Genomic DNA, 25,690 nt, shown 5'->3' with positions numbered 1-25,690 from the left:
GATCGTGAGCACCAAGCGCCGCTTCCTGACCACCTCGCTGGCAGTACTGACCGCACTCACGGCACTCGCCGGGTGCTCCCGGATCGACCGCGGCGCCGCCGCCGCCCCCACCCAGGACAAGGGGGCGGCGGCGGAGATCCGCCTCGGCTACTTCCCCAACGTCACCCACGCCGCCGCGCTGATCGGCGTGGACAAGGGCTTCTTCGCCAAGGAGCTCGGCTCGACCAAGCTCACCACCCAGACGTTCAACGCGGGCCCCGACGCGGTGAACGCGCTGCTGGGCAGCTCGCTGGACGTGTCGTTCATCGGGTCCGGCCCGGCCATCAACGCCTACGCGAAGTCGGGCGGCGAAGCGGTCCGGCTGGTCGCCGGCGCCACGTCGGGCGGCGCGCAGCTCGTGGTCAAGCCCGAGATCACCTCGCCCGCCGACCTGAACGGCAAGGTCCTCACCACCCCGCAGCTCGGCAACACGCAGGACGTCGCGCTGAAGAAGTGGCTGGCCGACGAGAAGCTCGACGTGCAGGTGACCAACGTCGAGAACTCGCAGTCGCTCGACCTGTTCAAGCGCGGCGACATCCAGGGCGCGTGGGCGCCGGAGCCGTGGTCGTCACGGCTCGTGCTGGACGCCGGCGCGAAGGTGCTGCTCGACGAGAAGGACCTGTGGGAGGGCGGCGAGTTCCCGACCACGGTGATCCTCGTGCGGGCGAAGTTCCTGCAGGAGCACCCGCAGACCGTCGAGGCACTGCTGCGCGGCCACCTCGCGGCCACCGACTTCGCGCTGGACAACAAGGTCGAGGCCAAGCAGGTCGTCAACAACGCGTTGAAGCAGCTCACCGGCAAGGCGCTGGGCGAACCGGTGCTGGACCGGGCGTTCGACAACATCGAGCTGACGCTGGACCCGCAGGCCAAGTCCTTCCCGCGGTTGGCGCAGGACGCGGTGACCGCGGGCGTGGCGAAGGAGGCCGCGAACGTGGCCGGCCTCGCCGATTTCACGCTGCTGAACAAGGTGCTCTCGGCGGCGGGCAAGCCGACCGTGGACACCGCCGGGCTGGACAAGAAGTAACTCGAGGAAGGCAGGCACACCATGACCGCCACGCTTGAGACCCCAGCGGCCGTGTCCGACGTGGACGCCGCGGTGACCTTGTCCGGGGTGCGGAAGGTCTTCGGCCACGGTTCGGCCGGCGTCGTCGCGCTCGACGGCGTCGACCTGTCGGTCGCCCCGGGCGAGTTCGTGTGCCTGCTCGGCGCGTCCGGCTGCGGCAAGTCGACCTTGCTGAACGTGGTCGCCGGGCTGGACGCGCCCACCTCGGGCACCATCGAGCTGAACACCTCGCGGCCCGCCGTGATGTTCCAGGAAGCCGCGCTCATGCCGTGGCTGACCGCGGCGCGCAACGTCGAGCTGCCGTTGCGGCTGGCGGGGCTCAAGCGCGGCCCGCGGCGGGAGAAGGCCAGCGAGCTGCTGTCGCTGGTGCGGCTGGTCGGCGCGGGCCACAAGCGCCCGCACGAGCTGTCCGGCGGCATGCGGCAGCGCGTGGCGCTGGCGCGCGCCCTGGCGTCCACGCTGGGCAGCGCCGAGGACGGCACGCCCGGGCTGCTGCTCATGGACGAGCCGTTCGCCGCGCTGGACGCCATCACCCGCGACGTGCTCCAGGCGGAGCTGGTGCGGGTGTGGCGGGAGACGTCGACGGCGATCCTGTTCGTCACGCACGACGTGCGCGAGGCCGTGCGGCTGGGTCAGCGGGTCGTGCTGCTGTCCTCCCGTCCCGGCCGGGTGGTGCGCGAGTGGTCCACCGCGGACTGCGACGAGCCCGCCGTCATCGAGGACATCACGACCCACCTGCGAGAGGTGATCAGCGGTCATGCCGCAGCTTGACACGGACCTCTCGGCGGTCGGCGCGGGGCTGGACGCGCTCGACGCGCCGTCGGAGGAGCGGCGGCCGTCGTGGCGCAAGCGGTTCGTCCGCACCGCCGTGCCGCCGCTGATCGCGTTCGCCCTGCTGCTCGGCGTGTGGCAGGCGTTGTGGGCACTGGCGTTCTGGCCGGAGTACCAGCTGCCGGCACCCGGCTCGGTGTGGGCGGCGGTCCTCGAGGCGGTCGAGACCGGCCGGGCGTTCGAGGTCCTGTGGACGTCGGTCAGCCGCGCCGTGCTCGGCTTCCTCACCGCCGTGGTGATCGCCACGCCGTTGGGGCTGCTGATCGCCAAGGTGCGGGTGGTGCGGGCGGCCATCGGGTCGTTGCTGACCGGTCTGCAGTCGCTGCCGTCGGTGGCGTGGGTGCCGGCGGGCATCCTGTGGTTCGGCGCGACGCCCGCGACCATCTACTTCGTCGTGCTGATGGGCTCGGTGCCGTCGATCGCCAACGGCCTGGTGTCGGGCGTCGACCAGATCCCGCCGCTGCTGCCGCGCGTCGGCCAGGCGTTGGGCGCCGGTCGGATGGCGGCGGCCCGGCACATCCTGCTGCCCGCCGCGCTGCCGGGCTACCTGGCCGGGTTGAAGCAGGGGTGGGCGTTCTCGTGGCGGTCGCTGATGGCGGCGGAGATCATCGCCACGTCGCCGCAGCTCGGTGAGGGGCTGGGGCAGTACCTGCACAACGGGTCGGCGTTGAACGACATCTCGATGGTGATCGCGGCGATCTTCCTGATCCTGCTGGTCGGCGTGGGGATCGAACTGCTGGTGTTCCGGCCGTTGGAGCGGGCGGTGTTGCGGGCGCGCGGATTGACGGGCGCGCTGTGACGGCGTTGGTGGCCGTGGCGCACGGCAGCCGTGATCCGCGCTCGGCGGCCGTGGTGCACGAGTTGTTGGACGTGGTGCGGGCGTTGGCGCCGTCGCTGGACGTGCGCGGGTCGTTCTTGGACCTCTCCGTGCCGTTGCTGGGCGACGTGCTGCGCGGGGCGTACGCGGACGGCCACCGTTCGGCCGTGGTGGTGCCGCTGCTGCTGGGCAAGGCTTTCCACGCGCGGGTGGACGTGCCGGGCGCCGTGGCGGACGCCCGGCTGCCCGGCTTGGACGTGACGATCTCCGACGTGCTCGGCCCGGACCCCCGCCTGGAGTCCGCGGCCCTGCGTCGCCTGGTCTCGGTCGGCGTCCGCTCCCGCGACCGCACGCTCGGCGTGGTCCTGGCGGGCGCGGGCTCGTCCCACGCACCGGCGAACGCCCTGGTGTCCTCCATCGCCGCCCGCTGGGCCGCCGGCTCCGGCTGGGCGGGCGTGGAAGCCGCCTTCGCCTCCTCCGCCACCCCTGACGTGCCCACGGCGGTGGCCCGCCTGCGTGCCCGGGGCGCCCGCCGCATCGCCGTGGCGTCGTGGTTCCTGGCACCGGGCTTCCTCCCGGACCGCGTGACCCGGCTGGCGGGCGAGGGCGCGATCATCGCCCCACCGCTGGGCCCGGACCCGGAAGTGGCCGAGCTGATCCTCCACCGCTACCGCTCGGCCCTGACCGCCGACCTGGCCCAAACCGCCTGACCCCGCGAGAGTCCTACGTCCAGCACGCGTGTGTCCTACGTTCGCGTCGCGCGTGTCCTACGTTCGGAACACCCGAGTTCAACGCTCAGAACGTCCCGACCGCCCTCAGGACGACACCCGGGTGAGCCAGGAACGCAGCTCCGACGCCACCGCCACCGGTGCGTCGAGCTGGATCAGGTGACCCGCCCCGGCGACCCGGGTGAGCGCCGCGCCGGGGATGGCGGCGGCCAGCCGTTCGCCGGTCGCCAACGGGATCCAGGTGTCCTCGACGCCCCACAGGACGGTCACCGGGAGGTCGACGCGGTCCAGCAGCGCCTCGTTCTCCACGAGGTAGCGCTCGTCGTACGCGGCGATCTGGCGGTAGAACGCCGGTTGGCCCTCCTCGCCCAGCCAGGGCGCCACGAGTTCCGCGAGGTCGTCCTCGTGCGGCCCGCGGTGGCTCGCGTTGCCGACGTAAGCCTTGACCAACGCCTCGTGGATGTACGGCGGCACCCGGGCGAGCACGTCCGGGTGCTCCTGCACGAGCCGGAAGAACGGCGAGCCGGACGGCGGGATCGCCACGACGTCGGCCAGCAGGAGCGACGCGAACGGCACACCGTGCACCAGGTGGGCGCGCAGCGAGACCGCGCCGCCGTAGTCGTGCGCGACGACGTGCGGCCGGTCCAGCCCCCAGTGCGCGAGCAGCGCCGTGAACGCCTCCGCCTGGACGCCGAAGTCGACGGGGTGCTCGGCGTGCTTCGACGAACCGCCGTAGCCGGGCATGTCCCACAGGTGCACGGTGAAGTCGCCGCTCAACGCCTCGGCGAACGGCCGCCACAGCCACGACGACCAGGGCGTCCCGTGGCAGAACACCACCGCCGGCCCTCTACCCGCACGGCCCCAGGCGATGCGCCGCCCTTCCCACTCGAACGTCTCGCCGAGATCCATGCCCTCACGGTAGGGCGTCGCACCGGCGCGGGCAGGGCGGCTGGACGTCCGGTCAGGCGTCGCCCGTCGGCCACTCGTCCGCGTCCAAGGCCTCGACCAGGCGTTCCATCACCTTGAGCGTGGTGCGCAAATCGTCCAGGTCCACCTGGGCCGAGATGCGGTTGGCGAACGCGTGCTGGGCCCGCGCCAGGCCGGAGACGGCTGCGTAGCCCGCCGCCGTGGGGCGGAACAGCTTGGCGCGCTTGTGCGCCGGGTTGGGCAGGTACTCCGCCAAACCCCTCTCCACCAGCACGTCGGCGATGCGCTGCACGCTCTGCCTGGTCAGGCTCATCTCCCGGGCGATGCCCGACACCGGCAGCGGCTCGCGGAGGACGGCGCCGAGGACCTGCCACCACGCGGCGGTCAGGCCGACCGGCTTCGTCATCAGCTCCGCCGCCTCCAGGAAGCCGCCGTAGAGGCGGAACGTGCGCATGATGACCTCGGTCAGCACGTCCCCCGCCGCCGTCCGGGGCTCGACGCCGCTCACGACACCGCGGCGACGAGCTTGCCGAACCACGCCGGGTCGCCCGTCCGGTACAGGCCGTACCACGCCTCCAGCACGGCCGGCTCGTACAGGTCCAGCTCCACGAAGATCTCCCGCGCGAACTCCAACGCCGACGCCGCGCCGGCCGTGATCACGCCGTCCGCCCGCACCGCGCGTTCCGAGCTGAACAACGACGCGCCGGTGTACCCCGGCACGGCCGCCAGCTGCTCGACCGCGTTGCCGCCGTGCGCACGAGTGTTCAGCAGACCCTCGGCGGCCAGGCCGATCGTCGCGCCGCAGATCGCCGCCACCGGCACTCCCGCGTCCAGCCACCGCCGCGCCGCCGCCCCGAACACCGCGTTGTCGCCGCTCTCCCACGTGTCCGCGCCGGGCAGGATCAGCATCGCGCTGTCCGCCGGGTCGACGTCGGCCAACGCCAGGTCCGGTGTGATCCGCAGGCCGCCGATGGACGTCACGGGGTCGAGCGTCGCGCCGACGGTCCGCACCCGGTACCGACCGGGCACCTTCTGGAACTGCGGCGTGTTGATCTGCGCCGTCGCGTACCCGAACTCCCAGTCGGCCAGCGTGTCGTAGAGGGCGAGGTGAACCGTCTTCGTCATCATGACAGTATCCTGTCATTTGGACAGCACACTGTCAATAAGTCCGGATCGTAGAGTGCCACCCATGGCAGACGAGCTGGTCCACTACGAGGTGCGGCGTGGCATCGCGACGATCACGCTGGACTCACCCCACAACCGCAACGCCCTGTCCGCGCAGCTGCGCGCCGAGCTGACCGGGCACCTCAAGACCGCCACGGCCGACGACGCCGTGCGCGTGATCCTGCTGAGCCACACCGGACCGGTGTTCTGCTCCGGCATGGACCTCAAGGAGGCGGGCGGCGCGAGCGCCGACCAGCAGGGGGTCAACGAGTTCCCGGCGATCCTCGACCAGCTCTGGACCAGCCCGAAACCCGTGGTCGCACGGTTGGCGGGCCCGGCGCGCGCGGGCGGCGTCGGCCTGGTCGCGGCGTGCGACATCGCGGTCGCGGCGGACACGGCCACCTTCGCGTTCAGCGAGGTCCGCATCGGCGTGGTGCCCGCCGTCATCTCGGTGACCGTGCTGCCCCGCCTGCTGCCCCGTGCCGCGCACGAGCTCTTCCTGACCGGCGAGACGTTCGCCGCGCCGAAGGCCGTCGCCATCGGCCTGATCAACTCGGCCGTGCCCGCCGACGGCCTCGACGCCGAGGTCACCCGCTACACCGACATGCTCGCGCTGGGCGCGCCGAATGCCCTCGCCGCCACCAAGCGGATGCTCCAGCAACCGCGGTCCACCGACCTGGGCGAGGTGTTCGCCGACATGCTGGCCCTGTCCGCACGGCACTTCGGCGGTCCCGAGGGCCAGGAGGGCATCGCCGCGTTCGTCGGCAAGCGCAAGCCCTCGTGGGTGCCGGCGGAGGATTGACACGCGCACTGGAACAACACTCGTTCGAGTGAAGCCGGTGTGGGCCGCGTAACACCTCCAAAAGCGCGCCGAGTGACTTTACGACCGCTTGTTCGCGGTCCCGTCGCAATCCGAGGAGGTGTGATCATGGCGGAGAACTCATCGGTCGCGGCCCGCAAGGCCATCGACTTCATCCAAACGAGCGGGTTGGTGAACGTCGACGTTCCGCTGAAGGACGTGTTCCGGGACGTCGGCAAGCTCGAGGAAGTCGCAGGCTACGTGGCTGTCTGGGAGAAGTACGCGGTCGTCGTGGCGAGTGAGGCCGAGCAGGTCGTGAAGTCGCCCGTGATCTGAACATCCATTTCGCGAACGACCCGGGAGGCGCGGGTGGTCGAGATGACGGTGTGCCGGAGCCCGGTGGACCTGGAGCGCAAGTCGGTGGAGTGGCTGGCCGCGGCCAGTCGGTACTTCGATCCCGACACCGCGCCCGAGTCGGGTGTGATGTTCGCCCGGAAGGCGCTGGTGGAAGCCGCCCTGCTGGTCGGCTTGCGCGCGCGCCAGGACGGGGTCGAACTCGACCCCGGCACTCGCGTCCTCCGCGACAAGGTCGCCGAGATCGCCGCCCGCGCGTCCTACCGGGAGCTCGTCGCGCGCGACGACCGCGCGCTCCTGCTGTACGCGTGCACCTGCGCCGCGTTGCGGCTGTGCGGACAGGACGACCCGGATTTCGACCACGCCATCGACCGGGCGGTCAACAGCCGGTACGCCACCGCCTTCGAGCGGATTCCCTATCGACAACTCGACCTGCTGCACACCTTGGAACTGCTGGAGGTCGACCACTCACTTCCGTCCGTGGCGGCGACGCTCCCCTTCACGCTCCTGTGCGCCGACCCCTCGGTGGTGCGCCTTTCGGACTCGGACACCTACGCGATCACCCACACGATCTTCTACGCCACCGATTTCGGCACCCGGACACCCGACTGGCCGGAATCGTTCAGCCTGTCGCGCGCCGTGGAGATCCTGGAGAGCCTGCTGGTCCTGTGCCGGCGCCGCGGGAACGCGGACCTGGTGGGAGAACTCCTGTGCTGCCTGTCGTGCCTGGGGATCCACGACTCGCCCGAGTCCGGTCCGGCCTGGGAGTTCCTCGCTCGGAGCCAGGAGCCCAGCGGCCGGGTCGACGGACCGGACGGCATCGTCCACCCCGTGCTCGGCGCCGACGACACCGCGTACCGCGCATGGGCGACGGGCTACCACACCACGCTCATCGTGGCGCTGGCGGGCATGCTCCACCGCAACCGCGTGATCGTGACCGACTACCCCGTCCCGGCACCGCGGTCACGTCGCGCCGAACTCACCACCGCGGTGCGGGGCGGCGTCACGTGGCTCGTCGACGCCGTCGACGGCGAGCCGCTGCGAACAGCCCTGCCGATGCTGGCCGCGGCGGTCCGCGGGGCCAGGACCACCGGAGGGTTGCCGCGAACGCGCGCGGCGTTGACCGAAACGCTCGCGCGAGCGGAACGAGAGCCCGACCACACCTGGGACTCCTACAGCGCCGACATCGTGCTGGAGATCGCCCGCGGGTGCGCGGGGCTCGGCTTGGCGTGCGCACCGCTGAGTCGCATGCTCGGAGACCTGGGAGCGTCCCTCGCCGAGGCCGACTCCGTGCCGCCCGAAGCGACCTGCGGGGTGCTGGCGCTGACCGACCTCGGTCATCTCGCCCGAGGCCGCGGCGCCGACCTCCTCCGCTCGTCGAAGCCGCGTCGATCGGTGGACCTGGCGGCCTCTCCGGTGGACACCGCGCAACGGCTGGCGTCGACCCACGACCCGCGACTGGGCCCGATCGGTCAGCCGCACGAGTGGCGGCCGGTGGCGGAGCACCTGTTCGGCGCCCTCGCGCCCGCGTGCCAGGCGTACGACCTCGGCCAGGTCGCCGCCCTGGTGCGCGGCTTGGCGCTCCTCGGCCTGGGTGGCCACCGGATCACGCTGGACGCCGTCGACTTCCTGCTGGGCCAGCAACACCGATCCGGCGCGATCGGGTTCCCGGCCTGTGACGACGGCGAGGCGCGGGAGCGGGCACACCGCGCTTGGACGCAAGCCGCGGTCGTCGGTCTGTCCGCGCTGCTGGAAGCACCTGTCGGCACGGTGGTCCCGAGTCCGGGCCGGACCTCGCGTCAGTCCGGGTAGACGACGGTCAGCACGCGGTCGCCCAGCTCGGCGGTCCGGGCGGACGCGTCCGCCAGCACGGCTTCCACCTCGGCGTCGCCGCCCTCCCACTCCAGCACGTGCTCGCCCTCGGGCAGCCACGACAGGTCGGTCAGGCAGTCGTGCAGCGCGTCCAGGTTGTGCCCGAACCAGTCGGGGAAGCTCAACGCCTCCGCGATGGCCCCGATGGCGTCCTTCTTCGTGTGCGCGCCCCGGCGCACCACGTGCCGGTAGGTCATTTGCTCACGTCCACGACGACGAACGACTCGTAGTGGTCGGCCGTGTAGTAGACCTCGGCTGACGACCCGGTCACGAGCCGCCGCGCGCCGCGGTCGTCACTGCCCGGCGTGGGCACGGTGTACTCCCGGTAGTAGTCGGAGGGTTTGGCGGGCAACAGCTTCTCGCGGTTCTGGAACGTCACGCCGTCGTTGCGCGGGTACGGGAACGGCCCGCCCTTCCCGATCAGCTCCCACGTGGCCTTCACCTGCGCGGGCAGGTCCGACAGCGGCTCGACCGGCAGCCCCGGGGCCGCGCCCGGCACCGAAGCGGAGGCCGGAGGCGGCGCGGGGTCCGACGACGTGCCGGTGAGGTCCTTGGCGAAGTAGCCGACCACGACCAGCGCGATCAGGCCGAGCAGTGCGACGGAGAGGCGCCGGGCGGGAGTCACGGTCGCAGAGCCTACGAAGGCTCGCCCGCGTCCACCTTCCGGGGCTGGTCCGCGTCACCTGCCCGGTCGACCTTGGGCACCGGGTTGAACCTGGTCGAGGCGTTGTCCACGACCCGGTCGATGAACCTGGCCACACCGAGGGACAACGGCAGCAGCACGCACATGAGCAGCGCGAACTGGAACGGGAACGCCAGCTGCGCCAGCCACAGCTCGACCCCGTCCCACCACTGCTCGAACGCGTCAACCACACCGGCGAGCGTAGTCCCGTGACGCGCTTCACCGCACACGGATCACTACCACTCGGTAAGTTGCCCGCATGTTCGCCGTCTACGCAGCCGAGCCGAGCCCCGAAGACCCGATCGCCGCCGTGCGCGTGGGCGAACGACCGGAACCCGAAGTCCCGGAGGGCTGGGTGAAGGTGGCCGTGAAAGCGGCGAGCCTCAACATGCACGACCTCTGGACGCTGCGCGGCGTCGGCATCAAGCCCGAGCAGTTCCCGATGACCCTGGGCTGCGACGGCGCGGGCGTGCTGGAGGACGGCACGGAGGTCGTGCTGCACTCCGTGATCGGCGACCCGGACTGGTCCGGCGACGAGACGCTCGACCCGCGCCGCACCCTGCTCACCGAGAAGCACCAGGGCACGTTCGCGGAGCACGTCGTCGTCCCCAAGCGCAACGCGCTGCCGAAGCCCGCGGGGCTGAGCTTCGCCGAGGCGGCGTGCATGGGCACGGCGTGGCTGACCGCGTACCGGATGCTGTTCGTGAACTCGGGGCTGCGGCCGGGGCAGACGATGCTCGTGCAGGGCGCGTCCGGCGGCGTCTCGACGGCGTTGGTGCAGCTGGGCCGTGCGGCGGGGTTCCGGGTGTGGGTGACCGGCCGCAGCGAGGAGAAGCGCGCGTTGGCCGAGAGCCTGGGCGCGCACCGGGCGTTCGAGTCCGGCGCACGGCTCCCCGAACGGGTGGACGCGGTGTTCGAGACCGTCGGCAAGGCCACCTGGTCGCACTCCATGAAGGCGCTCAAGCCGGGCGGCACGCTGGTCATCTCCGGCGCGACGAGCGGTGACGCGTCGGCGGCCGAGCTGCCGAGGCTGTTCTTCCTGCAGTTGCGGGTGGTCGGCTCGACCATGGGCACCCGCGAGGAGCTGGGCGACCTGCTGTCGTTCTGCGACCTGACGGGCCTGCGCCCGCAGATCGGCGCGGAGCTGCCGTTCGAGCGGGTCGAGGAGGGCTTGCGCGCGATGCTCGACGGCGAGACCGCGGGCAAGATCGTCTTCACGCGCGGCTGAGCTTCGTCAACCCGTACGGCCGCACAAAATCCACTCCCTCGAATGGTGCAATCGGACAAACCTCGTGACAGTTGACCGGCGTACGGTTCGCCGCACACCGATCCACCGAGGGAGTTGGACGAATGACGGTCCAGGACGGATTCGGCCGTGGCAGCGGGGTGTTCCGCCGCAAGCCGATCGAGCAGATCAGTGACGAGAAGACGGCGCTGACCCGGACGTTGGGGTTGTGGCAGCTCACCGCGATCGGCATCGGCGGCATCATCGGCGCGGGCATCTTCTCGCTGGCGGGCGCCGTGGCCAACAAGACCGCCGGCCCCGCCGTGCTGATCTCGTTCCTCGTCGCGGGCATCGCCAGCGCCGCGGCGGCGTTCTCCTACGCGGAGTTCGCGGGCCTGATCCCCAGGGCGGGCTCGGCCTACACCTACGGCTACGCCGTGCTCGGCGAGATCGTCGGCTGGTTCATCGGCTGGGACCTCCTGCTTGAGTACACCGCGATCGTGGCCGTGGTGGCGATCGGCATCAGCGGCTACTTCAACGAGTTGCTGAACCTGCTCGGCCTCGACCTGCCGGTGTGGATGCTCGGCGCGCCCGGCACCGAGACCGGTGACGTCGCGGCGGGCAGCTACAAGGTCAACCTGTTCGCCGTGCTGCTGTGCCTGCTGATCGCGTTCGTGCTCAACACGGGCATGAAGAACGCGGCCCGCTTCGAGACGACCCTGGTGTACCTGAAGGTCGCCGTGGTGCTGCTGGTGATCGTCGTCGGCGCGTTCCACATCAACACCGACAACTACAACCCGTTCTTCCCGTTCGGCATCTCGGGCGCGCTCACCGGCGCGGCCACGGTGTTCTTCGCGGTGTTCGGCTACGACGCGATGAGCACGGCCGCCGAGGAGTCCAAGGACTCCCAGAAGCACATGCCGAAGGCGATCATCTACTCGCTGGCCATCTCGATGGTGCTGTACGTGCTGGCCTGCCTCGTGCTCACCGGCATGGTCAACTACCAGGACGTCGACTCGGAGAGCGCGTTCGCCTCGGCGTTCGCCGACATCGGCCTGCCGGCGCTGGGCATCATCATCTCCGTCGGCGCGGTGCTGGGCATCACGACGGTGCTGTTCACGTTCCTGATGGGCGCGGCGCGGGTCGGCTACTCGATGTCGCGCGACGGCCTGCTGCCGAAGTGGTTCGCCAAGACCCACCCGGTCAAGCACGTGCCCACGCGCACCACGTGGGTGCTCGGCATCGCGTCCGCCGTCATCGCGGGCTTCCTGCCCATCGCCGAGGCCGCCGAGCTGACCAACATCGGCATCCTGCTGGCGTTCGTGGTGGTGTGCGTCGCGGTGATCGTGCTGCGGTACAAGCAGCCGCACCTGCCGCGCACGTTCAAGACGCCGGGCATGCCGGTCGTGCCGATCATCGGCGTGGTGTTCTCGCTGTGGCTGATCACGTTCCTGGCGCCCGAGACCTGGCTGCGCTTCGGCGTCTGGTTCCTCATCGGGCTGGTCGTGTACTTCGCCTACAGCAAGCGCAGGTCAGTCCTCAACAACCCCTCGAACGCCGACCGCGAGGACTGAGTCGCACCACTCGTCGACCACGTCGGCGAGCACGGCCATCGGCAGCGGCCCGCCGCGGAGCACGAGGTCGTGGAACGCCCTGATGTCGAAGCGGTCGCCCAATCTCCGCTCCGCCTCACCGCGCAGGCGCTGGATCTCCAGACGCCCCACCATGTAGGACAGCGCCTGCGCGGGGTTCTCGATGTACCGGTCGACCTCGGAGAAGATGTCCACGTCCGGCATGACGGCGTTGGCGCGCAGGTAGTCCACGGCCTGCTGCCGGGTCCAGCGCAACGCGTGCAGACCGGTGTCCACCACCAGGCGCGCGGCGCGCAGCGAGTCGCCCGACAGCATCCCCAGCCGCGCCACGTCGTCGCTGTAGAGGCCCATCTCGTCGGCCAGGCGCTCGGCGTAGAGCGCCCAGCCCTCCAGGTAGGCCTCGATGCCCGCGAACCGGCGCAGCAGCGGCAGGTCGTCGACCTTCTGGGCCAGCGCGATCTGGAAGTGGTGGCCCGGCACGCCCTCGTGGAACGCGGTCGACTCGGCGCTGAACCGCTCGCGCAACTCGGACTGGTGGGTGTTGACGAAGTAGGTGCCCGGCCGGGAGCCGTCCATCGCCGGGTCCATGTAGTAGGCCAGCGGCGCGTTCGGGGCCTCCGCCTCCGGGACGACCTCCACCTCGCACCTGGCTCGCGGCACCGTGCCGAACCAGGCCGCAGCGGCTTCCTCGGCACGGGCGATGGTCTGCGCCGCCAGCGTCACCATGTCCTCGGGGCTGCTCCAGCGCAGCTCCGGGTCGGCCATCAGCCGGGCGCGCACGCCGGCGGCCGTGGTCGGGCCGAACACCCGGCCGCCGATCTCCTCGTACTCCCGGTCCAGTTCCTCGATGAGGTTCAGGCCGATCCGGTGCAGTTCCTCGGGCGTGTGGCCGGTCGTGGTGTACATGCGGACCAGGTCGGTGTAGATCAGGTCGCCGTCGGGCAGCCAGCACAGGCCGGGCCGGTCCTCGCCGCGACCGCGGTCGACCACCTCGGCGCGCAGGAAGTCGCGGTAGCGGGTGATGGCGGGGCGCACGGTCTCGTGCAGCAGTCGTGCGCACACGGCGGCGTGCGGGCTGTCGTGCAACGGCGTGCCGAGCGGGTCCTCGTCATCGGCCAGGTAGCGGTCGATGCGGTGGACAGCGGCCTCCACCAGGTGTCTGAGCGGACGTCGGGTTGACTCGCGCTGTCTTCGGGTGAGCACGTCGAGGTAGCCGGGCAGCGACGACAGCCGGGTCAGGTACGCCTGCCGCGCCTGGTCGTCGGTCGGGCGGATCAGCGGCAACGCGCCGAGCAGGACCGCGAGCGGCGCGGTGAGGCCTTCGGCGTGGGTGTGCTCGACCAGGTTCGCGTCGAGGCGGTGCACCAGGCTCCACGCCTGTTGCACGACCACCGCACGCGTCACCGGGTCGTCGTCCTCGGCGCGCGCCCGCCGCGCTATGTCCTCGGCCCGGGCGCGCAGCACGCGTCCGCCCTCGGCGCTCGGATCCGGCAGCCGGTCGTCCCAGCCCGGGATGCCGAGCAGCGTCGCCATGACGGGATCGTCGTCCAGGACCAGGGTCAGCATCTCGTCGGCGAGTTCGCGCGCGGTGGTCACGTCGCCATTCTGTGGTGCTACGCGGGTGAAATGCGCGTGATCGCGACGGAAAGGGCTTGGCGCGCCTCGCCGACCAGCCTCGCCACCACCTCGGCCGCCGGGGCCGGTCGGACCAGCGCGTAGGTCTGCCCGGCCCACAACGACATCAGCTCCGGGTCGCCGGTCGCGCGCACCGGCCGGGTCAGGTGGTGCACCTCCGGGTAGGCGGCGGGCGCCTGCCCCTGGTTGTCCACCAGGAACCGGTTCACCAGGCCGCGCGCCGGACGTCCGCTGAACGCCCTGGTCAACGCCGTGCGGCGGGTGCCTTCGGCAAGGGCTTGGCGGTGCGCGGCGGACGTGCCCGCTTCCGGCGTCGGCAGGAACGCGGTGCCCAGCTGCGCCGCGACCGCGCCCGCGGTGATCACGGCGGCCACGTCCGCGCCGTGCACCAGGCCGCCCGCCGCGATCAGCGGCAGGTCCACCTTGGCGCGGACGAGCCGCAACGCGGCCAGCACGCCGAACAGCTCGCCGCCCCCGGGCGAGACGCCGTCGTCGGCGAACGTGCCGCGGTGCCCGCCCGCTTCACTGCCCTGCACGCACAACGCGTCGGCGCCGACCTGCGCCGCCTGGGCGGCTTCCTGCGGTGTGGTGACCGTGACGACGACCGTGGAGCCGGCGGCGTGCAGCCGGTGCACGTCCTCGGGGTTCGGCAAGCCGAACGTGAACGAGACCACCGGAACGCGCAACGCCATCACGAGTTCGAGCTTGGCGGCGTAGGCGTCGTCGTCCCACCGCGGTTCGCCCGGTTCGGTCGGCGACTGCGCCTTGACGCGGTCGCGGTAGCCGGACAGGTCGGTGGTGGACCGGGGGCCGGGCACGAACAGGTTCACCCCGTACGGCCGGTCGGTCAGCGCGGTGGTCGCGGTGATCTGCTCGGCGACCGCCTCGACGGACAGGTAGCCGGCGGCCAGGAACCCGAGGCCGCCCGCCCGGCCGACCTCGGCCACGAGCGCGGGTGTGGACGCCCCACCGGCCATCGGCGCGGCGATGACGGGCACTTCGAGTCGGTCCAACATGGACCCGACCCTAACCCCGGCCACGGCTCCGGTCACGTATCGGCTGGTCCGCCGCGTTCTGGCGCAAAACGGCGCAACCCGGGCCGCGCCGGGGCCGATCCACGCCAGGCAGCCGGTTCGCTCCCGCCGGGCGGGACAACGGGCAACCCCGGGGCCACCACGCCGTCGTACTGACATGCCCAACACCCACCCACGCCGGGATGCCTTGCGCCTCGGCGCGTTCGCCGGCGTCGCGCTGCTCGCACCCGCGCTGCCCGCGTCGTCCGCCGACGCCTCGACCTCGCACTTCCGGCACGGCGTCGCGTCCGGCGACCCGCTGCCCGAACGGGTCGTCCTGTGGACCCGCGTCACGCCCACCGAGGACAGCACGCCCGGTTCCGGCGCGGGTCCGACCGTGGCGGTCGGCTACGAGGTGGCCGAGGACGCGCAGTTCCGCCACGTCGTCCGGCGCGGCGAGGTCACCACCGGCCCCGACCGCGACCACACGGTCAAGCTGGACGTCGGCGGCCTGCACCCCGGCTGCTGGTACTTCTTCCGCTTCCGCTTCGGCGGCGCGCACTCCCCCGTCGGCCGCACCCGCACCGCGCCCGCCCACCACGCCGACGTCGACGGGTTGCGGTTCGGCGTCGTCTCCTGCTCCAGCTGGGTCGCGGGCCGCTTCGCCGCCTACCGGCACCTCGCCGAGCGCGGCGACCTCGACGCCGTCGTGCACCTGGGCGACTACCTGTACGAGGACTACATCGGCACTCACAGCCGCACCCACGAGCCGCCGGGCGAGGCGGTGTCGCTGACCGACTACCGGATCCGCCACGCCCAGTACAAGACCGACCCGGACCTCCAGCGCCTGCACGCCACCTACCCGTGGATCATCACGTGGGACGACCACGAGTGGGCGGACAACGCCTGGTCCGACGGGTCCCCCAGCCACGACGAGACCACCGAGGGCACGTGGGCGGACCGCCGTGCCGCCGCCCTGCGCGCCTACCGCGAGTGGATGCCCGTGCGGTTGGACGGCGACCGGGTCTACCGCCGCCTCCGCTTCGGCACACTCGCCGAGCTCACCATGCTGGACCTGCGCACGTACCGCAGCCGGCAGGTCGACCAGGGCCAGGTGGGCGACCCCGGCCGCACGCTCACCGGTCCGGACCAGATGGCGTTCCTGCGCGAGGGCCTGCTGCACACCGACGTCCGGTGGAAGCTGGTCGGGAACCCGGTGATCTTCTCGCCGCTGCTCGTCCCGCCGGTGCCGCAGGCGGGCGCCGTGGCGCAGCTCGTCGGGCCGACGATCAACAACGACCAGTGGGACGGCTACCCGCGCGACCGCGACGCGGTGATCGCGCTGCTGGACGAGCACGACGTGCGCGACACCGTGTTCCTCACCGGCGACGTGCACAGCTCGTGGGCGTTCGACGTGCCGGTGGACGAGGCGCTGTACCCGCTGACGAAGACCGTCGCCACCGAGCTGGTCGTCCCGTCGGTCACCTCGGACAACTTCGACGAGCTCACCGGCTCGCCGCCGCGCACCACGTCGTTGGCGGTGGAGGCCGCGCTGGTCGGGCTCAACCGGCACCTGAGGTGGGTGGAACTGGACTCGCACGGCTACACCGTGCTGGACGTGCGGCGCGAGCACGTGCGGATGAACTGGTACTTCCTGGCCGACCGGACCCGGTCGGACACACCGGCCACGCCGGCGAAGACGGTGACCGTGCGGTCCGGCGCGCAGCGCATCGGCTAGCGCCGTCCCTCCCGCGGCGCGACGGGAGGGACGGCGTCCGCCGCACTACGGCAGCGTGTCCAGGTGCGGCGCCACCGCGTTGGCGAACTGCCAGTTGTTGGAGGCGTCCCAGTTGATCGACCACGTCATCGCGCCGCGGATGCCGGGCCAGGTCTGCGCGGGCTTGAACGAACCGCAGTTCGTGCCCCTGGCCAGGCAGTCGAGCGCCCGGTTCACGTTGGCGGGCGACTGGTAGCCGCCGCCTGCGCCGGACGGCGAGGCGGGCAGGCCGAGACCGACCTGGTCGGGGCGCAGGCCGTTCTGCAGCTGGATGCAGGCCAGCGCGACCAGGAAGTCCACCGTGCCCTGGGAGTAGACCTTCTGGTCGCAGCCGAGCATCGAGCCGGAGTTGTAGTACTGCATGTTGACCACGGTGAGGATGTCCTTCACCGCCAGCGCCAGCTTGAAGTACTCCGCGCCGGTGGACTGCATGTCGATGGTCTGCGGCGCCATCGCGATGACCTTGCCGCCGCCCGCGTGGATGGCGCGCAACGCCTGCGCCATGTAGGTGGCGTTGACGCCGTTCTCCAGGTCGATGTCCACGCCGTCGAACCCGTAGTTCGCGATGAGGGTCTTGACGCTGTTGGCGAAGTTGGTCGCCGCGGTGGAGTTGCCGACGCTGATCGTGCCCTTCTCGCCGCCGACCGAGATGATCACCTTCTGCCCGCGCGCCTTCAGCGTGCGGACGTCGGCCTTGAACTGCGCGTCGGTGTAGCCGCCGAGCTTGCTCGACAACGACGGGTCCAGGGTGAACGCGACCGCGCCCGGCGTGGTGGTGGCGTCGGCGAACGCGACGGCCACGATGTCGTACGTGGTGGGCACGTCGGCGAGCTTGAGCAGGCGCGAGCCGTTGTCGAAGTTGTGCCAGTAGCCCGTGAGCGCGTGCTTGGGCAGCGACGGGTCCGGGTTGCCGGGCGTGGTGGTGGTGGTGGTCGTGGTCGTCGTCGTGGTCGTGGTGCTGGTCGTGGTGCTCGTCGGCGGCGTGCCGGGACCGTCCAGGCTCACGTCGTCGGCGTAGAAGGTCGGCTGGCCGTACCAGCCGTGCACGTAGATGGTGACGCTGCTGCTCGCGCCGGTGGTGAAGTCGATCGAGAGCCGGCTGAAGCCCGCCGAGCCCGGTGTCCACGTGCTCTTGTCGCCGCTGCCGGTGCCGGTCACGCCCAGGTACACGTAGCTGCCCTGGACCCACGCGGACAGGTTGTAGGCGGTGTTGGCCTGCACGGAGATCGTCTGCGAGCAGCGGGCGTTGTCCTGGCCCGCCGGCGTGCCCGCCATCGCGTGCGTGCCGCTGCGCTTGGTCGTGGTCGCCGCCGTCGCCGCGGCGCTGCACGTCCACCCGCCCGTGCCGCCCTCGAACCCGGGGTTGGCGACCAGGTTGGCGGCCGACGCGCTGCCCACCACGACCAGGGTCAGGCCCGCGATGGCCAGCACACCAGCCAGCACCGCGCCCAGTGCGCGTCTCGTCCTCGAAACCACGTCGACCTCCACGTCCTCGTCGGCGGCCAAAGCCCAGCACAGGTGAGGTGGGCCACTCGAAAAATGGACTAGACCACTGTGGCTTGTCAAGGTGTGAACAATGATCCGATGACGTTCACCGTTGATGACGCGATCCGGATCGCGCGGGCAGCGCACGAGGGGCAGGTCGACAAGTCCGGGCAGCCCTACATCGGCCACCCGCTGCGGGTGATGGGCCGGGTGTCCGGCGAGCACGCGCGCATGGCGGCCGTGCTGCACGACGTCGTCGAGGACACCGCCCTCACCGCCGACGACCTGCTGGCGGCCGGGTGCCCGCCGGAGGTGGTGGCGACCGTCGTCACGTTGAGCCACCGTGACGGGGAGGCGCAGGAGGACTACCTGGCGCGGGTGCTGACCGATCCCGTCGCGGTGGAGGTGAAGCGGGCCGACATCGCCGACAACACGTCACCGCCCCGACTGGCCCTGCTCGACCCCGCCACCCAGGACCGGCTGCGGGCGAAGTACTCGAAGGCCCTCGACATCCTGGGCCGGTGACGTGGCCTTCACGCCGCCGTGACACTTGCGGCGGAGATCACGTCGAATCTGGTCGCGCAAGCCTCTGACGTGCGGCATCATAGTAGGTGAACCGATACAGAAGGACGACCGAAAGGCGATATGACCACCGTTCTGGAGACCGTTCGCACGTACTTCGCCACCCGGCGGCAGATCCGCAAGCGGGAAGCGGACCTGAACCGCGAGTTGGCCGCCTACGACACCCCGAGCGCCCGGATGGACATGGAAGCCATCCTCGCCCGGCACTCCAGCCACGAGGCGCGTGAGATCGAAGCGATCCTCCGCCGCCAGGCGCTCAGCACCACGCTGCGCAACCACGGCTGAGTCGCCACACCCCTTCGAGGGCCTTCAGGACAGGGGCGTCCTGAGGGCCCTTCCGTCATTCCGCCCCGTCTTCCCGCAGTCGCCCGAGCAGCTCGGCAGGCACGATCCGCACCGGGAACGGCAGCGTCGCGTCGAACGCGTCGTTCCCCTTCACCTCGGCCACCTGCCGGTAGCAGCCCCCGGCGTCGAGTTCGAAGACTGCCAGCACGGGCTCCTGCGGATCGATCACCCAGTAGCTGATCACGCCCATTCGCTCGTAGGCGTTCTTCTTGATCGTGAGGTCGCGAATACCCGTGCTCGGCGAGAGCACTTCCACCGCGAGCAGTGGGGCGACGGGCAACAACTTGTCGGTGAAATCGACGCGGCGGCCGACCAGGACATCCGGCTGCACCTCCGTCCTACCGGACAGTCGACGGCGAACGGAGCCGGTAGCGCGGTCAGGTCATCCGGGCACACCGCGCGCAATCGCCCACAGAGCTCCGCCACGATTTCCTGATGCCGGTAGCCCGGCGTCGGGCTCGCGAGCAGCTGCCCGTCGACGAGTTCGTAACGGCGTCCGCCATCAGGCATGCCCTCCAGGTCCTCGACCGTGTAGGAGCTGCCTTCGTGTTCGACCATGACGGTCATGGTCCCCTCCTTTCCGGTTGGTGCGCCAACCATGGCAGGAGGAAACGCGACAACCGGCCTCCACGCCCACCGGATCACCCGAAGATGTGCCGGCAGGCGCGATTTGGCCGGTGGTCCTTACTTCTTTCCCTTGTCCTTGCCGGAGTCGTCAGTGGACAAGGCGGCGACGAAGGCTTCCTGGGGGACCTCGACGCGGCCCACCATCTTCATCCGCTTCTTGCCTTCCTTCTGCTTCTCCAGCAGCTTGCGCTTACGCGTGATGTCACCGCCGTAGCACTTGGCGAGCACGTCCTTGCGGATGGCGCGGATCGTCTCGCGGGCGATCACGCGGGCGCCGACGGCGGCCTGGATCGGCACCTCGAACTGCTGCCGCGGGATCAGCTCGCGCAGCTTGCTCGCCATCTTCGTGCCGTACCCGTACGCGTGGTCCTTGTGCACGATCGCGCTGAACGCGTCCACCGGCTCGCCCTGCAACAGGATGTCGACCTTCACCAGCTCGGCGTCCTGCTCGCCCGACTCCTCGTAGTCCAACGACGCGTAACCGCGCGTGCGCGACTTCAGGGCGTCGAAGAAGTCGAAGATGATCTCGCCGAGCGGCATGGTGTAGCGCAGCTCCACGCGGTCCTCGGACAGGTAGTCCATGCCGCCCAGCTGGCCGCGCTTGGACTGGCACAGCTCCATGATCGCGCCGATGTACTCGCTCGGCGCGATGATGGTGCACTTGGTGATCGGCTCGTACACCTCGGCGCGCTTGCCGTCCGGCCAGTCGGACGGGTTGGTCACCACGTGCTCGGTGCCGTCGTCCATGACCACGCGGTAGACCACGTTGGGCGCGGTGGAGATCAGGTCGAGGCCGAACTCGCGTTCCAGCCGGTCGCGGGTGATCTCCAGGTGCAGCAGGCCGAGGAAGCCGCAGCGGAAGCCGAAGCCCAGGGCCGCCGACGTCTCCGGCTCGAACGTCAGCGCGGCGTCGTTGAGCTGGAGCTTCTCCAGCGCCTCGCGCAGGATCGGGTAGTCCGAGCCGTCCACCGGGTACAGGCCGGAGTAGACCATCGGGCGCGGCTCGCGGTAGCCGGCCAGCGGCTGCGTGGCACCGTGCTTCTCCGCCGTCACGGTGTCGCCGACCTTCGACTGGCGCACGTCCTTCACGCCGGTGATCAGGTAGCCCACCTCGCCGACGCCCAGGCCGGCGCTCGGCTTCGGCTCGGGCGAGATGATGCCCACTTCCAGCAGCTCGTGGGTCGCGTTGGTGGACATCATCCGGATCCGCTGGCGCGGGGTGATCTTGCCGTCGACCACGCGGATGTAGGTGACGACGCCGCGGTAGGTGTCGTACACCGAGTCGAAGATCATCGCGCGGGGCGGCGCGTCGGCGTCGCCGACCGGCGCGGGCACGCGCTTGACGACCTCGTCCAGCAGCGCGCCGACGCCGAGGCCGGTCTTGGCCGAGACGCGCAGCACCTCCTCGGGCTCGCAGCCGACGATGTGCGCGAGCTCCTTGGCGTACTTGTCCGGGTCCGCCGCAGGCAGGTCGATCTTGTTGAGCACCGGGATGATGGTGAGGTCGTTCTCCATCGCCAGGTACAGGTTGGCCAGCGTCTGCGCCTCGATGCCCTGCGCGGCGTCGACCAGCAGCACGGTGCCCTCGCACGCCTCCAGGGCCCGCGACACCTCGTACGTGAAGTCGACGTGACCGGGGGTGTCGATCATGTGCAGCACGTGGTCCTGGCCGTCGACCTGCCACGGCAGCCGCACGTTCTGCGCCTTGATGGTGATGCCGCGTTCGCGTTCGATGTCCATGCGGTCGAGGTACTGCGCGCGCATCGCCCGCGCGTCGACGACGCCGGTGAGCTGCAACATGCGGTCGGCCAGGGTCGACTTGCCGTGGTCGATGTGCGCGATGATGCAGAAGTTCCGGATCAGGTCCGGAGGCGTGAACGTCTGGTCGGCGAACGTGGTCACTCAGGTTCCTCGCACAGGAAGGACGGGATCTGCCCATTTCAACTAGGCACAGCATCTCACGTCAGGCCGTGGTGGCGTTCCACGCGTGCGTGACGGAGGCCATAAGCTGCCCGCCGTGCGTGCGAACGGTGAAGACTCCCGCCCGTCGAGGGGCGCGGTGCGCGAGGTCCACACGGCCGCGGTAGCGGCCACCCTGGAGTACTCCCCCGACCTGGACGGCCTGGCCGACCCGGGCGAGGTGGTGTGGGCCTGGGTGCCCTACGAGGAGGACCCGACCCGCGGCAAGGACCGGCCGCTGCTGGTCGTCGGCCGCCACCGCCGGGCGCTGCTCGGCCTGATGCTGACCAGCAAGACCCCCGACCGGCACGAGCTGGACGACTGCCTCGACCTCGGGTCGGGTCGCTGGGACCGCGACGGCAGGCACTCCTACCTGCGGTTGGACCGGGTGTTCGAGCTGGACGAGGACGACATCCGCCGGGAGGGCTCGGTGCTGGAGCCGGAGCGGTTCTCGCTGGTCGTGGACGCGCTGCGGCGGATGGGCTGGCGGTGAGTCCTCCCCCGGGACCGCTACCTCCGAGCAGCGCTTCCGGGGTGTCTCCGGGCCGGCCTCAGGGCGGTCCCCGATGCGGTCGCAACGCGCCGCGGCGACCCTGGAGACATGGCGAACAACCTGATGAAGGCGTTGGACGCGGCGTTCGGGCACCCGCGCGGCAAAGTGGGTGAGCTGGGCGGCCGGGTCATGGCCGTGCTGAACGCGAAGGTCGAGGAGCACGTCGCCGAGGTGGCCGCGCCGACGTCGGAGGAGGTCGTGCTGGTGCTCGGCCCGGGTCCGGGGGTGGGGCTCAAGCTGGCCGGCGAACGCGCGCTCAAGGCGATCGGCGTCGACCCGTCGCAGGTCATGCTGGACGAGGCGCGCGAACGGTGCGCGGAGCTGATCGTGGCCGGCCGGGTGGAGCTGCGCGAGGGCGCGGCGACGCGGACCGGCCAGCCCGAGGACTCGGTCGACGTGGTGATCTCGGTGAACAACCTCCAGCTGTGGGGCAACCGGCCGGCGGCGTTCCACGAGCTGTTCCGGGTGCTGCGGCCCGGCGGCAGGCTGGTCGTCTCGGTGCACCGGCGGGTGCTGGACACCTCGGAGTACGACCTGATCCAGGAGGCCGAGGCGGCGGGGTTCACCGGGGTGCGCACGTCGTTGCACCAGTACGGCGGCGTGGTCGGGCCCGCGGTGCGGCTACTGGCGGCCGTCCCGGCGTAGCGGGTGGTCGGCGGGCACCTCGACCAGCACGATCCGCCTGCCGTCCGGGTCGGCGATCCACAGCTCGTCCAGGCCCCACGGCTCGCGGCGGGCGGGCCGGACGACGTGCTCGGCGAGTTCCTCGGCAGCCCGTCCCAGGTCGCGCACCTGCAGCCACAGCTGCGTGGCGTCGGTGGGGTGCTCGGTCGAGGCGCCGGAGACCTCCAGGAACCCCTGGCCGAGGAAGAACACGGTGCCGCCGGGGAACTCCCGGTACACGGCCAGGCCCAGCACGTCCCGGTAGAACGCCCGAGCGCGCTCCGGCTGCCGTGAGCGGACGAGGACGCGGCTGCTCAGGATCTCCACGCCGGCCAGCCGATCACACCTCCAGGTCGAGCGCCATTCGCACGTGGTCGCCGTCGCGACCGTCCGCACGCCAGCCGTGCGCGGTGTAGAAGCGCTGCGCGCGGTGGTTCTCGGCGAACACGTCGAGGCGCGCGGTGGTGACGCCGAGGTCGCGCAGCGCGCCCATCGCCGCCTCGTGCAGCGCGTGGCCGACGCCGTTGCCCCAGCACGCCGGGTCGACCTGGAGCTGCAACAGCTCGCCACCGGGCGCGACCAGGGCGAAGCCGGCGAACACGTGGTCGAGCTCGGCGCACAGCCACACCCGGCCGGGCTTGGCGAGGTCGTAGCCCCTGGCCCGCACCGCCTGCTCCCACTCGGCCAACTCCGCCTCGGGCAGGTGGCCGTCGTAGTAGCTGCGGCGAGCCTTGATGTGGACCTCGACGAGCGGAGCCCCGTCCTCGGCGCGTGATGGGCGCACGGTGATCGTCCCCATGCGTTCACAGACGTGCCGCCGCCGGCGAGGTTGTCCGGACCTCGTGCCGCGGCACGTCCGCCGCGAGGAACGCCAGCAGCCGCTCGCCCTCCCGTTCCACCTCGGCCATCGCGGGCACGCGGTGGAACGGCCGCAGCTCCAGCGTGGCGACCTCCTTGGTGCGGTGCAGCCTCCAGTCGCCCGCCGTGACGCCGTCGACCAGGAAGAACTGCGGCACGGGACCGTGCGGGTCGTACTTCTGCGCACGCACGTCGTCGGTGACGACCCGGCGGCGGTCGGCGTGCGAGAGCAGCAGGTTGTCGAAGTCGTAGAGGAACCTCGGCGGCGCGGGCACGTCCTCGTCCGGCCGGGGCGCGTCGGGCAGGTCGAACAGCTCCTGGCCGTCCTCGTCGCGCAGCCGCAGCAGCGGCAGCCCTTCGACCACCTCGCGCAGCCTGGTGAGACCGGACCAGGTCTGCACGTCCTTCACCGTCGCGGGCCCGAACGCGGCCAGGTAGCGCAGCACCAGGTCGTCCACCGACGGCCGGTCCACCGCGGACGCGCCCAGCCACGTCTCCGCGCAGGTGTGCGCGATCGTGCCGCTGCGACCCCACAGCCCGCGCGGCGGCACCTGCACCAACGGCACCAGGCACCGGATCGCGTAGGCGAGCGAGGAGGGCGCGCGGTCCGGCCACTGCTCGTGCAGCAGCGCGCCCAGTTCCTTGTTGGTGCGCGGCTTCTCGGCCAGCAACGCCCGACCGGCGGCCACCACGGCGTCCACGTCCAGCCCGCGCATGTCCCGGCCGTGGGTGAAGTTGCGGAACAGGTCCCGATCGAGCGCGGGCTGGACCGCGGGGCGCAGCGCCAGGGCGTCCGCGGCGGTCACCAGGTGGATCGTCGACCGCATCACGGCGATGCGCACCAGTTCCCGGTTCACGAGCAGGTCCGCGGCCCGGTCGGGGGTGAAGCCCGCGATCCGCGACCACAGGCCGGTGTACCAGGTGTGCGGCGTCTGGGCCTGCAACCCGACCAGGTGCGCGACGGCCTCGGGCACGGTCGCCTCGGTGCGGGCCAGCAGGAACTGGCGGGCGAGGGTGGCTCGACCGAGGGCGCGACGGCTCAGTACCGGGGTCATGCGCCCACCGTAGGACCCATTGCGGTCAACTCCTGTCCTCGTATCGCGCCGACTTGCCCGGCATCCAGAAAAAGTGATATCACTTTGCTAAGCACGCGATATGCGAACGAGGGGTGGAACATGGACGCGATGACGGACTTGGCGGTGCAGATGCCGACTCCGGTGGTCCGGGAGCGGGAGGCGCGCGCGGTCTCGGGGTGGGGCGTCTTCGGCGGCGCGGTGGTCGCGCTGCTGCTGGGCGTCGCGGTGCTCGTCCTCAGCTCGATCCCGGGCGACGACGGGCCGAGCGTCCCGGGGATCGTGGGCGGCGCGCTGCTGATGGTGGGAAGCGGCCTCGCGGGCGGCGGGCTGTTCACCGTCGCGCCCGGCGAGTCGCGCGTGCTGCAGTTCGCGGGCCGCTACACGGGCACCGTCCGCCAGGACGGCCTGCGCTGGGCGAACCCGTTCACCACGAAGGCGAAGGTGTCGACCCGGATCCGCAACCACGAGACCGCCACGCTGAAGGTCAACGACGCGGACGGCAACCCGATCGAGATCGCCGCCGTGGTGGTGTGGCAGGTCGAGGACACCGCGCGGGCGAAGTTCGAGGTGGACGACTTCGTGCGGTTCGTCGGCATCCAGACCGAGACCGCGGTGCGGCACATCGCGACCAGCTACCCGTACGACAACCACGAGGAGCTCGGGCTGTCGTTGCGGGAGAACGCGGACGAGATCACCGAGACGCTGTCGGTGGAGATCGCGGCACGCGTGCAGTCCGCCGGCGTGAAGGTGATCGAGTCCCGGCTCACGCACCTGGCCTACGCTCCGGAGATCGCGCAGGCGATGCTGCAACGCCAGCAGGCGGGCGCGGTGGTGGCGGCGCGGTCCCGGATCGTCGAGGGGGCGGTCGGCATGGTCCAGCTCGCGCTGGCCAAGCTCGCCGAGGAGGACGTGGTGGAACTGGACGAGGAGCGCAAGGCGGCGATGGTGTCGAACCTGCTGGTCGTGCTCTGCGGCGACCGATCCACCCAGCCAGTGGTCAACGCCGGGTCGTTGTACACCTGAC

At 71.2% G+C, this 25,690-nt stretch carries 29 protein-coding genes; 15 read left to right on the top strand and 14 right to left on the bottom strand.

The features are described 5' to 3' along the window. The first annotated feature begins 4 nt into the window (after nucleotides 1-4). The 4 genes from AB0H12_RS33760 to AB0H12_RS33745 are packed head-to-tail and all read left to right on the top strand — an operon-like array spanning nucleotide 5 to nucleotide 3,460. On the top strand, nucleotides 5-1,063 hold the full coding sequence (locus tag AB0H12_RS33760) for an ABC transporter substrate-binding protein (RefSeq protein WP_499628459.1): 1,059 nt from the start codon (nucleotides 5-7) through the stop codon (nucleotides 1,061-1,063). Nucleotides 1,064-1,084: 21 nt separating this feature from the next. Beyond that, entirely contained in the window at nucleotides 1,085-1,873 is a 789-nt protein-coding gene (locus AB0H12_RS33755) for an ABC transporter ATP-binding protein (protein ID WP_230572925.1), read from the top strand. Next, the gene (locus tag AB0H12_RS33750; protein WP_499628458.1) at nucleotides 1,860-2,732 is read left to right on the top strand and encodes an ABC transporter permease; all 873 of its coding nucleotides are present in this window, start codon (nucleotides 1,860-1,862) and stop codon (nucleotides 2,730-2,732) included. Before AB0H12_RS33755 ends, AB0H12_RS33750 begins: the two co-directional genes overlap by 14 nt. Continuing rightward, nucleotides 2,729-3,460, top strand: a complete 732-nt coding sequence (locus AB0H12_RS33745) for a sirohydrochlorin chelatase (protein ID WP_499628457.1) — start codon at nucleotides 2,729-2,731, stop codon at nucleotides 3,458-3,460. Before AB0H12_RS33750 ends, AB0H12_RS33745 begins: the two co-directional genes overlap by 4 nt. Nucleotides 3,461-3,565: 105 nt before the next feature. Here AB0H12_RS33745 and AB0H12_RS33740 read toward each other — a convergent pair whose 3' ends face one another. The 3 genes from AB0H12_RS33740 to AB0H12_RS33730 are packed head-to-tail and all read right to left on the bottom strand — an operon-like array spanning nucleotide 3,566 to nucleotide 5,530. After that, the gene (locus AB0H12_RS33740) at nucleotides 3,566-4,387 is read right to left on the bottom strand and encodes an alpha/beta fold hydrolase (protein WP_499628456.1); all 822 of its coding nucleotides are present in this window, start codon (nucleotides 4,385-4,387) and stop codon (nucleotides 3,566-3,568) included. Nucleotides 4,388-4,439: 52 nt separating this feature from the next. Further along, complete coding sequence (locus tag AB0H12_RS33735; protein ID WP_499628455.1) at nucleotides 4,440-4,913, bottom strand: MarR family winged helix-turn-helix transcriptional regulator; 474 nt, start codon at nucleotides 4,911-4,913, stop codon at nucleotides 4,440-4,442. Beyond that, nucleotides 4,910-5,530 (bottom strand): DJ-1/PfpI family protein, encoded by a 621-nt coding sequence (locus AB0H12_RS33730; RefSeq protein ID WP_499628454.1) that lies wholly within the window; start codon nucleotides 5,528-5,530, stop codon nucleotides 4,910-4,912. Before AB0H12_RS33730 ends, AB0H12_RS33735 begins: the two co-directional genes overlap by 4 nt. A gap of 64 nt (nucleotides 5,531-5,594) precedes the next feature. Here AB0H12_RS33730 and AB0H12_RS33725 point away from each other — a divergent pair, with 64 nt between their 5' ends. The 3 genes from AB0H12_RS33725 (at nucleotide 5,595) to AB0H12_RS33715 (ending at nucleotide 8,534) form a co-directional block, all read left to right on the top strand. Continuing rightward, the gene (locus AB0H12_RS33725) at nucleotides 5,595-6,371 is read left to right on the top strand and encodes an enoyl-CoA hydratase-related protein (RefSeq protein ID WP_499628453.1); all 777 of its coding nucleotides are present in this window, start codon (nucleotides 5,595-5,597) and stop codon (nucleotides 6,369-6,371) included. Between the two features lie 126 nt (nucleotides 6,372-6,497). Continuing rightward, nucleotides 6,498-6,704, top strand: a complete 207-nt coding sequence (locus AB0H12_RS33720) for a hypothetical protein (RefSeq protein WP_499628452.1) — start codon at nucleotides 6,498-6,500, stop codon at nucleotides 6,702-6,704. Between the two features lie 42 nt (nucleotides 6,705-6,746). After that, nucleotides 6,747-8,534 (top strand): DUF6895 family protein, encoded by a 1,788-nt coding sequence (locus AB0H12_RS33715; protein WP_499628468.1) that lies wholly within the window; start codon nucleotides 6,747-6,749, stop codon nucleotides 8,532-8,534. Here the strand turns inward: AB0H12_RS33715 and AB0H12_RS33710 are convergent. Genes AB0H12_RS33710 through AB0H12_RS33700 form a run of 3 tightly spaced genes read right to left on the bottom strand, consistent with a single transcriptional unit; the run spans nucleotide 8,522 to nucleotide 9,467 of the window. Continuing rightward, nucleotides 8,522-8,791, bottom strand: a complete 270-nt coding sequence (locus AB0H12_RS33710) for a barstar family protein (RefSeq protein WP_499628451.1) — start codon at nucleotides 8,789-8,791, stop codon at nucleotides 8,522-8,524. The two genes, AB0H12_RS33715 and AB0H12_RS33710, sit on opposite strands and share 13 nt — an antisense overlap. Then, nucleotides 8,788-9,219, bottom strand: a complete 432-nt coding sequence (locus AB0H12_RS33705; protein WP_499628450.1) for a guanyl-specific ribonuclease — start codon at nucleotides 9,217-9,219, stop codon at nucleotides 8,788-8,790. Before AB0H12_RS33705 ends, AB0H12_RS33710 begins: the two co-directional genes overlap by 4 nt. An 11-nt stretch (nucleotides 9,220-9,230) precedes the next feature. Continuing rightward, nucleotides 9,231-9,467 (bottom strand): hypothetical protein, encoded by a 237-nt coding sequence (locus AB0H12_RS33700; RefSeq protein ID WP_499628449.1) that lies wholly within the window; start codon nucleotides 9,465-9,467, stop codon nucleotides 9,231-9,233. Nucleotides 9,468-9,535: 68 nt separating this feature from the next. Between AB0H12_RS33700 and AB0H12_RS33695 the strand changes: the two genes are divergently transcribed. Then, nucleotides 9,536-10,504, top strand: a complete 969-nt coding sequence (locus AB0H12_RS33695) for a zinc-binding dehydrogenase (RefSeq protein ID WP_499628448.1) — start codon at nucleotides 9,536-9,538, stop codon at nucleotides 10,502-10,504. 122 nt (nucleotides 10,505-10,626) lie between these two features. Beyond that, a complete protein-coding gene (locus AB0H12_RS33690) occupies nucleotides 10,627-12,075 on the top strand; it encodes an amino acid permease (RefSeq protein ID WP_499628447.1) in 1,449 nt (482 codons plus the stop codon). Here the strand turns inward: AB0H12_RS33690 and AB0H12_RS33685 are convergent. Further along, nucleotides 12,034-13,689, bottom strand: a complete 1,656-nt coding sequence (locus AB0H12_RS33685) for a DUF885 domain-containing protein (protein WP_499628446.1) — start codon at nucleotides 13,687-13,689, stop codon at nucleotides 12,034-12,036. The genes AB0H12_RS33690 and AB0H12_RS33685 overlap by 42 nt on opposite strands. Before the next feature lie 17 nt (nucleotides 13,690-13,706). Continuing rightward, nucleotides 13,707-14,744 carry an NAD(P)H-dependent flavin oxidoreductase gene (locus tag AB0H12_RS33680; protein ID WP_499628445.1) on the bottom strand — a complete coding sequence of 346 codons (1,038 nt, stop codon included), beginning with the start codon at nucleotides 14,742-14,744 and terminating at the stop codon, nucleotides 13,707-13,709. Nucleotides 14,745-14,919: 175 nt separating this feature from the next. On the opposite strand from AB0H12_RS33680, the gene AB0H12_RS33675 reads away from it, so the two are divergent. Beyond that, the gene (locus AB0H12_RS33675) at nucleotides 14,920-16,479 is read left to right on the top strand and encodes an alkaline phosphatase D family protein (protein WP_499628444.1); all 1,560 of its coding nucleotides are present in this window, start codon (nucleotides 14,920-14,922) and stop codon (nucleotides 16,477-16,479) included. Between the two features lie 45 nt (nucleotides 16,480-16,524). Here AB0H12_RS33675 and AB0H12_RS33670 read toward each other — a convergent pair whose 3' ends face one another. After that, nucleotides 16,525-17,994, bottom strand: coding sequence for a chitinase (locus AB0H12_RS33670; protein ID WP_499628443.1), 1,470 nt, complete (start codon nucleotides 17,992-17,994; stop codon nucleotides 16,525-16,527). 108 nt (nucleotides 17,995-18,102) lie between these two features. Here AB0H12_RS33670 and AB0H12_RS33665 point away from each other — a divergent pair, with 108 nt between their 5' ends. Continuing rightward, nucleotides 18,103-18,528 (top strand): HD domain-containing protein, encoded by a 426-nt coding sequence (locus AB0H12_RS33665; RefSeq protein ID WP_499628442.1) that lies wholly within the window; start codon nucleotides 18,103-18,105, stop codon nucleotides 18,526-18,528. Nucleotides 18,529-18,648: 120 nt separating this feature from the next. Continuing rightward, on the top strand, nucleotides 18,649-18,870 hold the full coding sequence (locus AB0H12_RS33660) for a hypothetical protein (RefSeq protein ID WP_230572941.1): 222 nt from the start codon (nucleotides 18,649-18,651) through the stop codon (nucleotides 18,868-18,870). 55 nt (nucleotides 18,871-18,925) lie between these two features. Here the strand turns inward: AB0H12_RS33660 and AB0H12_RS33655 are convergent, their stop codons facing one another. Continuing rightward, a complete protein-coding gene (locus tag AB0H12_RS33655) occupies nucleotides 18,926-19,261 on the bottom strand; it encodes a Uma2 family endonuclease (RefSeq protein ID WP_499628441.1) in 336 nt (111 codons plus the stop codon). A gap of 353 nt (nucleotides 19,262-19,614) precedes the next feature. After that, complete coding sequence (lepA, locus tag AB0H12_RS33650; protein WP_499628440.1) at nucleotides 19,615-21,459, bottom strand: translation elongation factor 4; 1,845 nt, start codon at nucleotides 21,457-21,459, stop codon at nucleotides 19,615-19,617. 115 nt (nucleotides 21,460-21,574) lie between these two features. Between lepA and AB0H12_RS33645 the strand changes: the two genes are divergently transcribed. Together AB0H12_RS33645 and AB0H12_RS33640 are read left to right on the top strand one after the other, a co-directional pair. Beyond that, nucleotides 21,575-22,009: a type II toxin-antitoxin system PemK/MazF family toxin gene (locus tag AB0H12_RS33645; RefSeq protein WP_499628439.1), complete on the top strand. Its 435-nt coding sequence runs from the start codon at nucleotides 21,575-21,577 to the stop codon at nucleotides 22,007-22,009. Between the two features lie 108 nt (nucleotides 22,010-22,117). Then, a complete protein-coding gene (locus tag AB0H12_RS33640; RefSeq protein ID WP_499628438.1) occupies nucleotides 22,118-22,714 on the top strand; it encodes a class I SAM-dependent methyltransferase in 597 nt (198 codons plus the stop codon). Here the strand turns inward: AB0H12_RS33640 and AB0H12_RS33635 are convergent. Genes AB0H12_RS33635 through AB0H12_RS33625 form a run of 3 tightly spaced genes read right to left on the bottom strand, consistent with a single transcriptional unit; the run spans nucleotide 22,691 to nucleotide 24,645 of the window. Then, a complete protein-coding gene (locus tag AB0H12_RS33635) occupies nucleotides 22,691-23,059 on the bottom strand; it encodes a VOC family protein (protein WP_499628437.1) in 369 nt (122 codons plus the stop codon). The two genes, AB0H12_RS33640 and AB0H12_RS33635, sit on opposite strands and share 24 nt — an antisense overlap. 13 nt (nucleotides 23,060-23,072) lie before the next feature. Next, nucleotides 23,073-23,531 carry a GNAT family N-acetyltransferase gene (locus tag AB0H12_RS33630; RefSeq protein ID WP_499628436.1) on the bottom strand — a complete coding sequence of 153 codons (459 nt, stop codon included), beginning with the start codon at nucleotides 23,529-23,531 and terminating at the stop codon, nucleotides 23,073-23,075. A gap of 4 nt (nucleotides 23,532-23,535) precedes the next feature. Continuing rightward, nucleotides 23,536-24,645: a winged helix DNA-binding domain-containing protein gene (locus tag AB0H12_RS33625; RefSeq protein ID WP_499628435.1), complete on the bottom strand. Its 1,110-nt coding sequence runs from the start codon at nucleotides 24,643-24,645 to the stop codon at nucleotides 23,536-23,538. Between the two features lie 120 nt (nucleotides 24,646-24,765). On the opposite strand from AB0H12_RS33625, the gene AB0H12_RS33620 reads away from it, so the two are divergent. Then, nucleotides 24,766-25,689, top strand: a complete 924-nt coding sequence (locus tag AB0H12_RS33620) for an SPFH domain-containing protein (RefSeq protein WP_499628434.1) — start codon at nucleotides 24,766-24,768, stop codon at nucleotides 25,687-25,689. Nucleotide 25,690: the final 1 nt, after the last annotated feature.

The sequence above is a fragment of the Actinosynnema sp. NPDC023794 genome, from assembly GCF_040639675.1.
Classification (GTDB): Bacteria; Actinomycetota; Actinomycetes; order Mycobacteriales; family Pseudonocardiaceae; genus Actinosynnema; species Actinosynnema luteola.
This window is presented reverse-complemented; position numbering and strand designations above follow the sequence as displayed.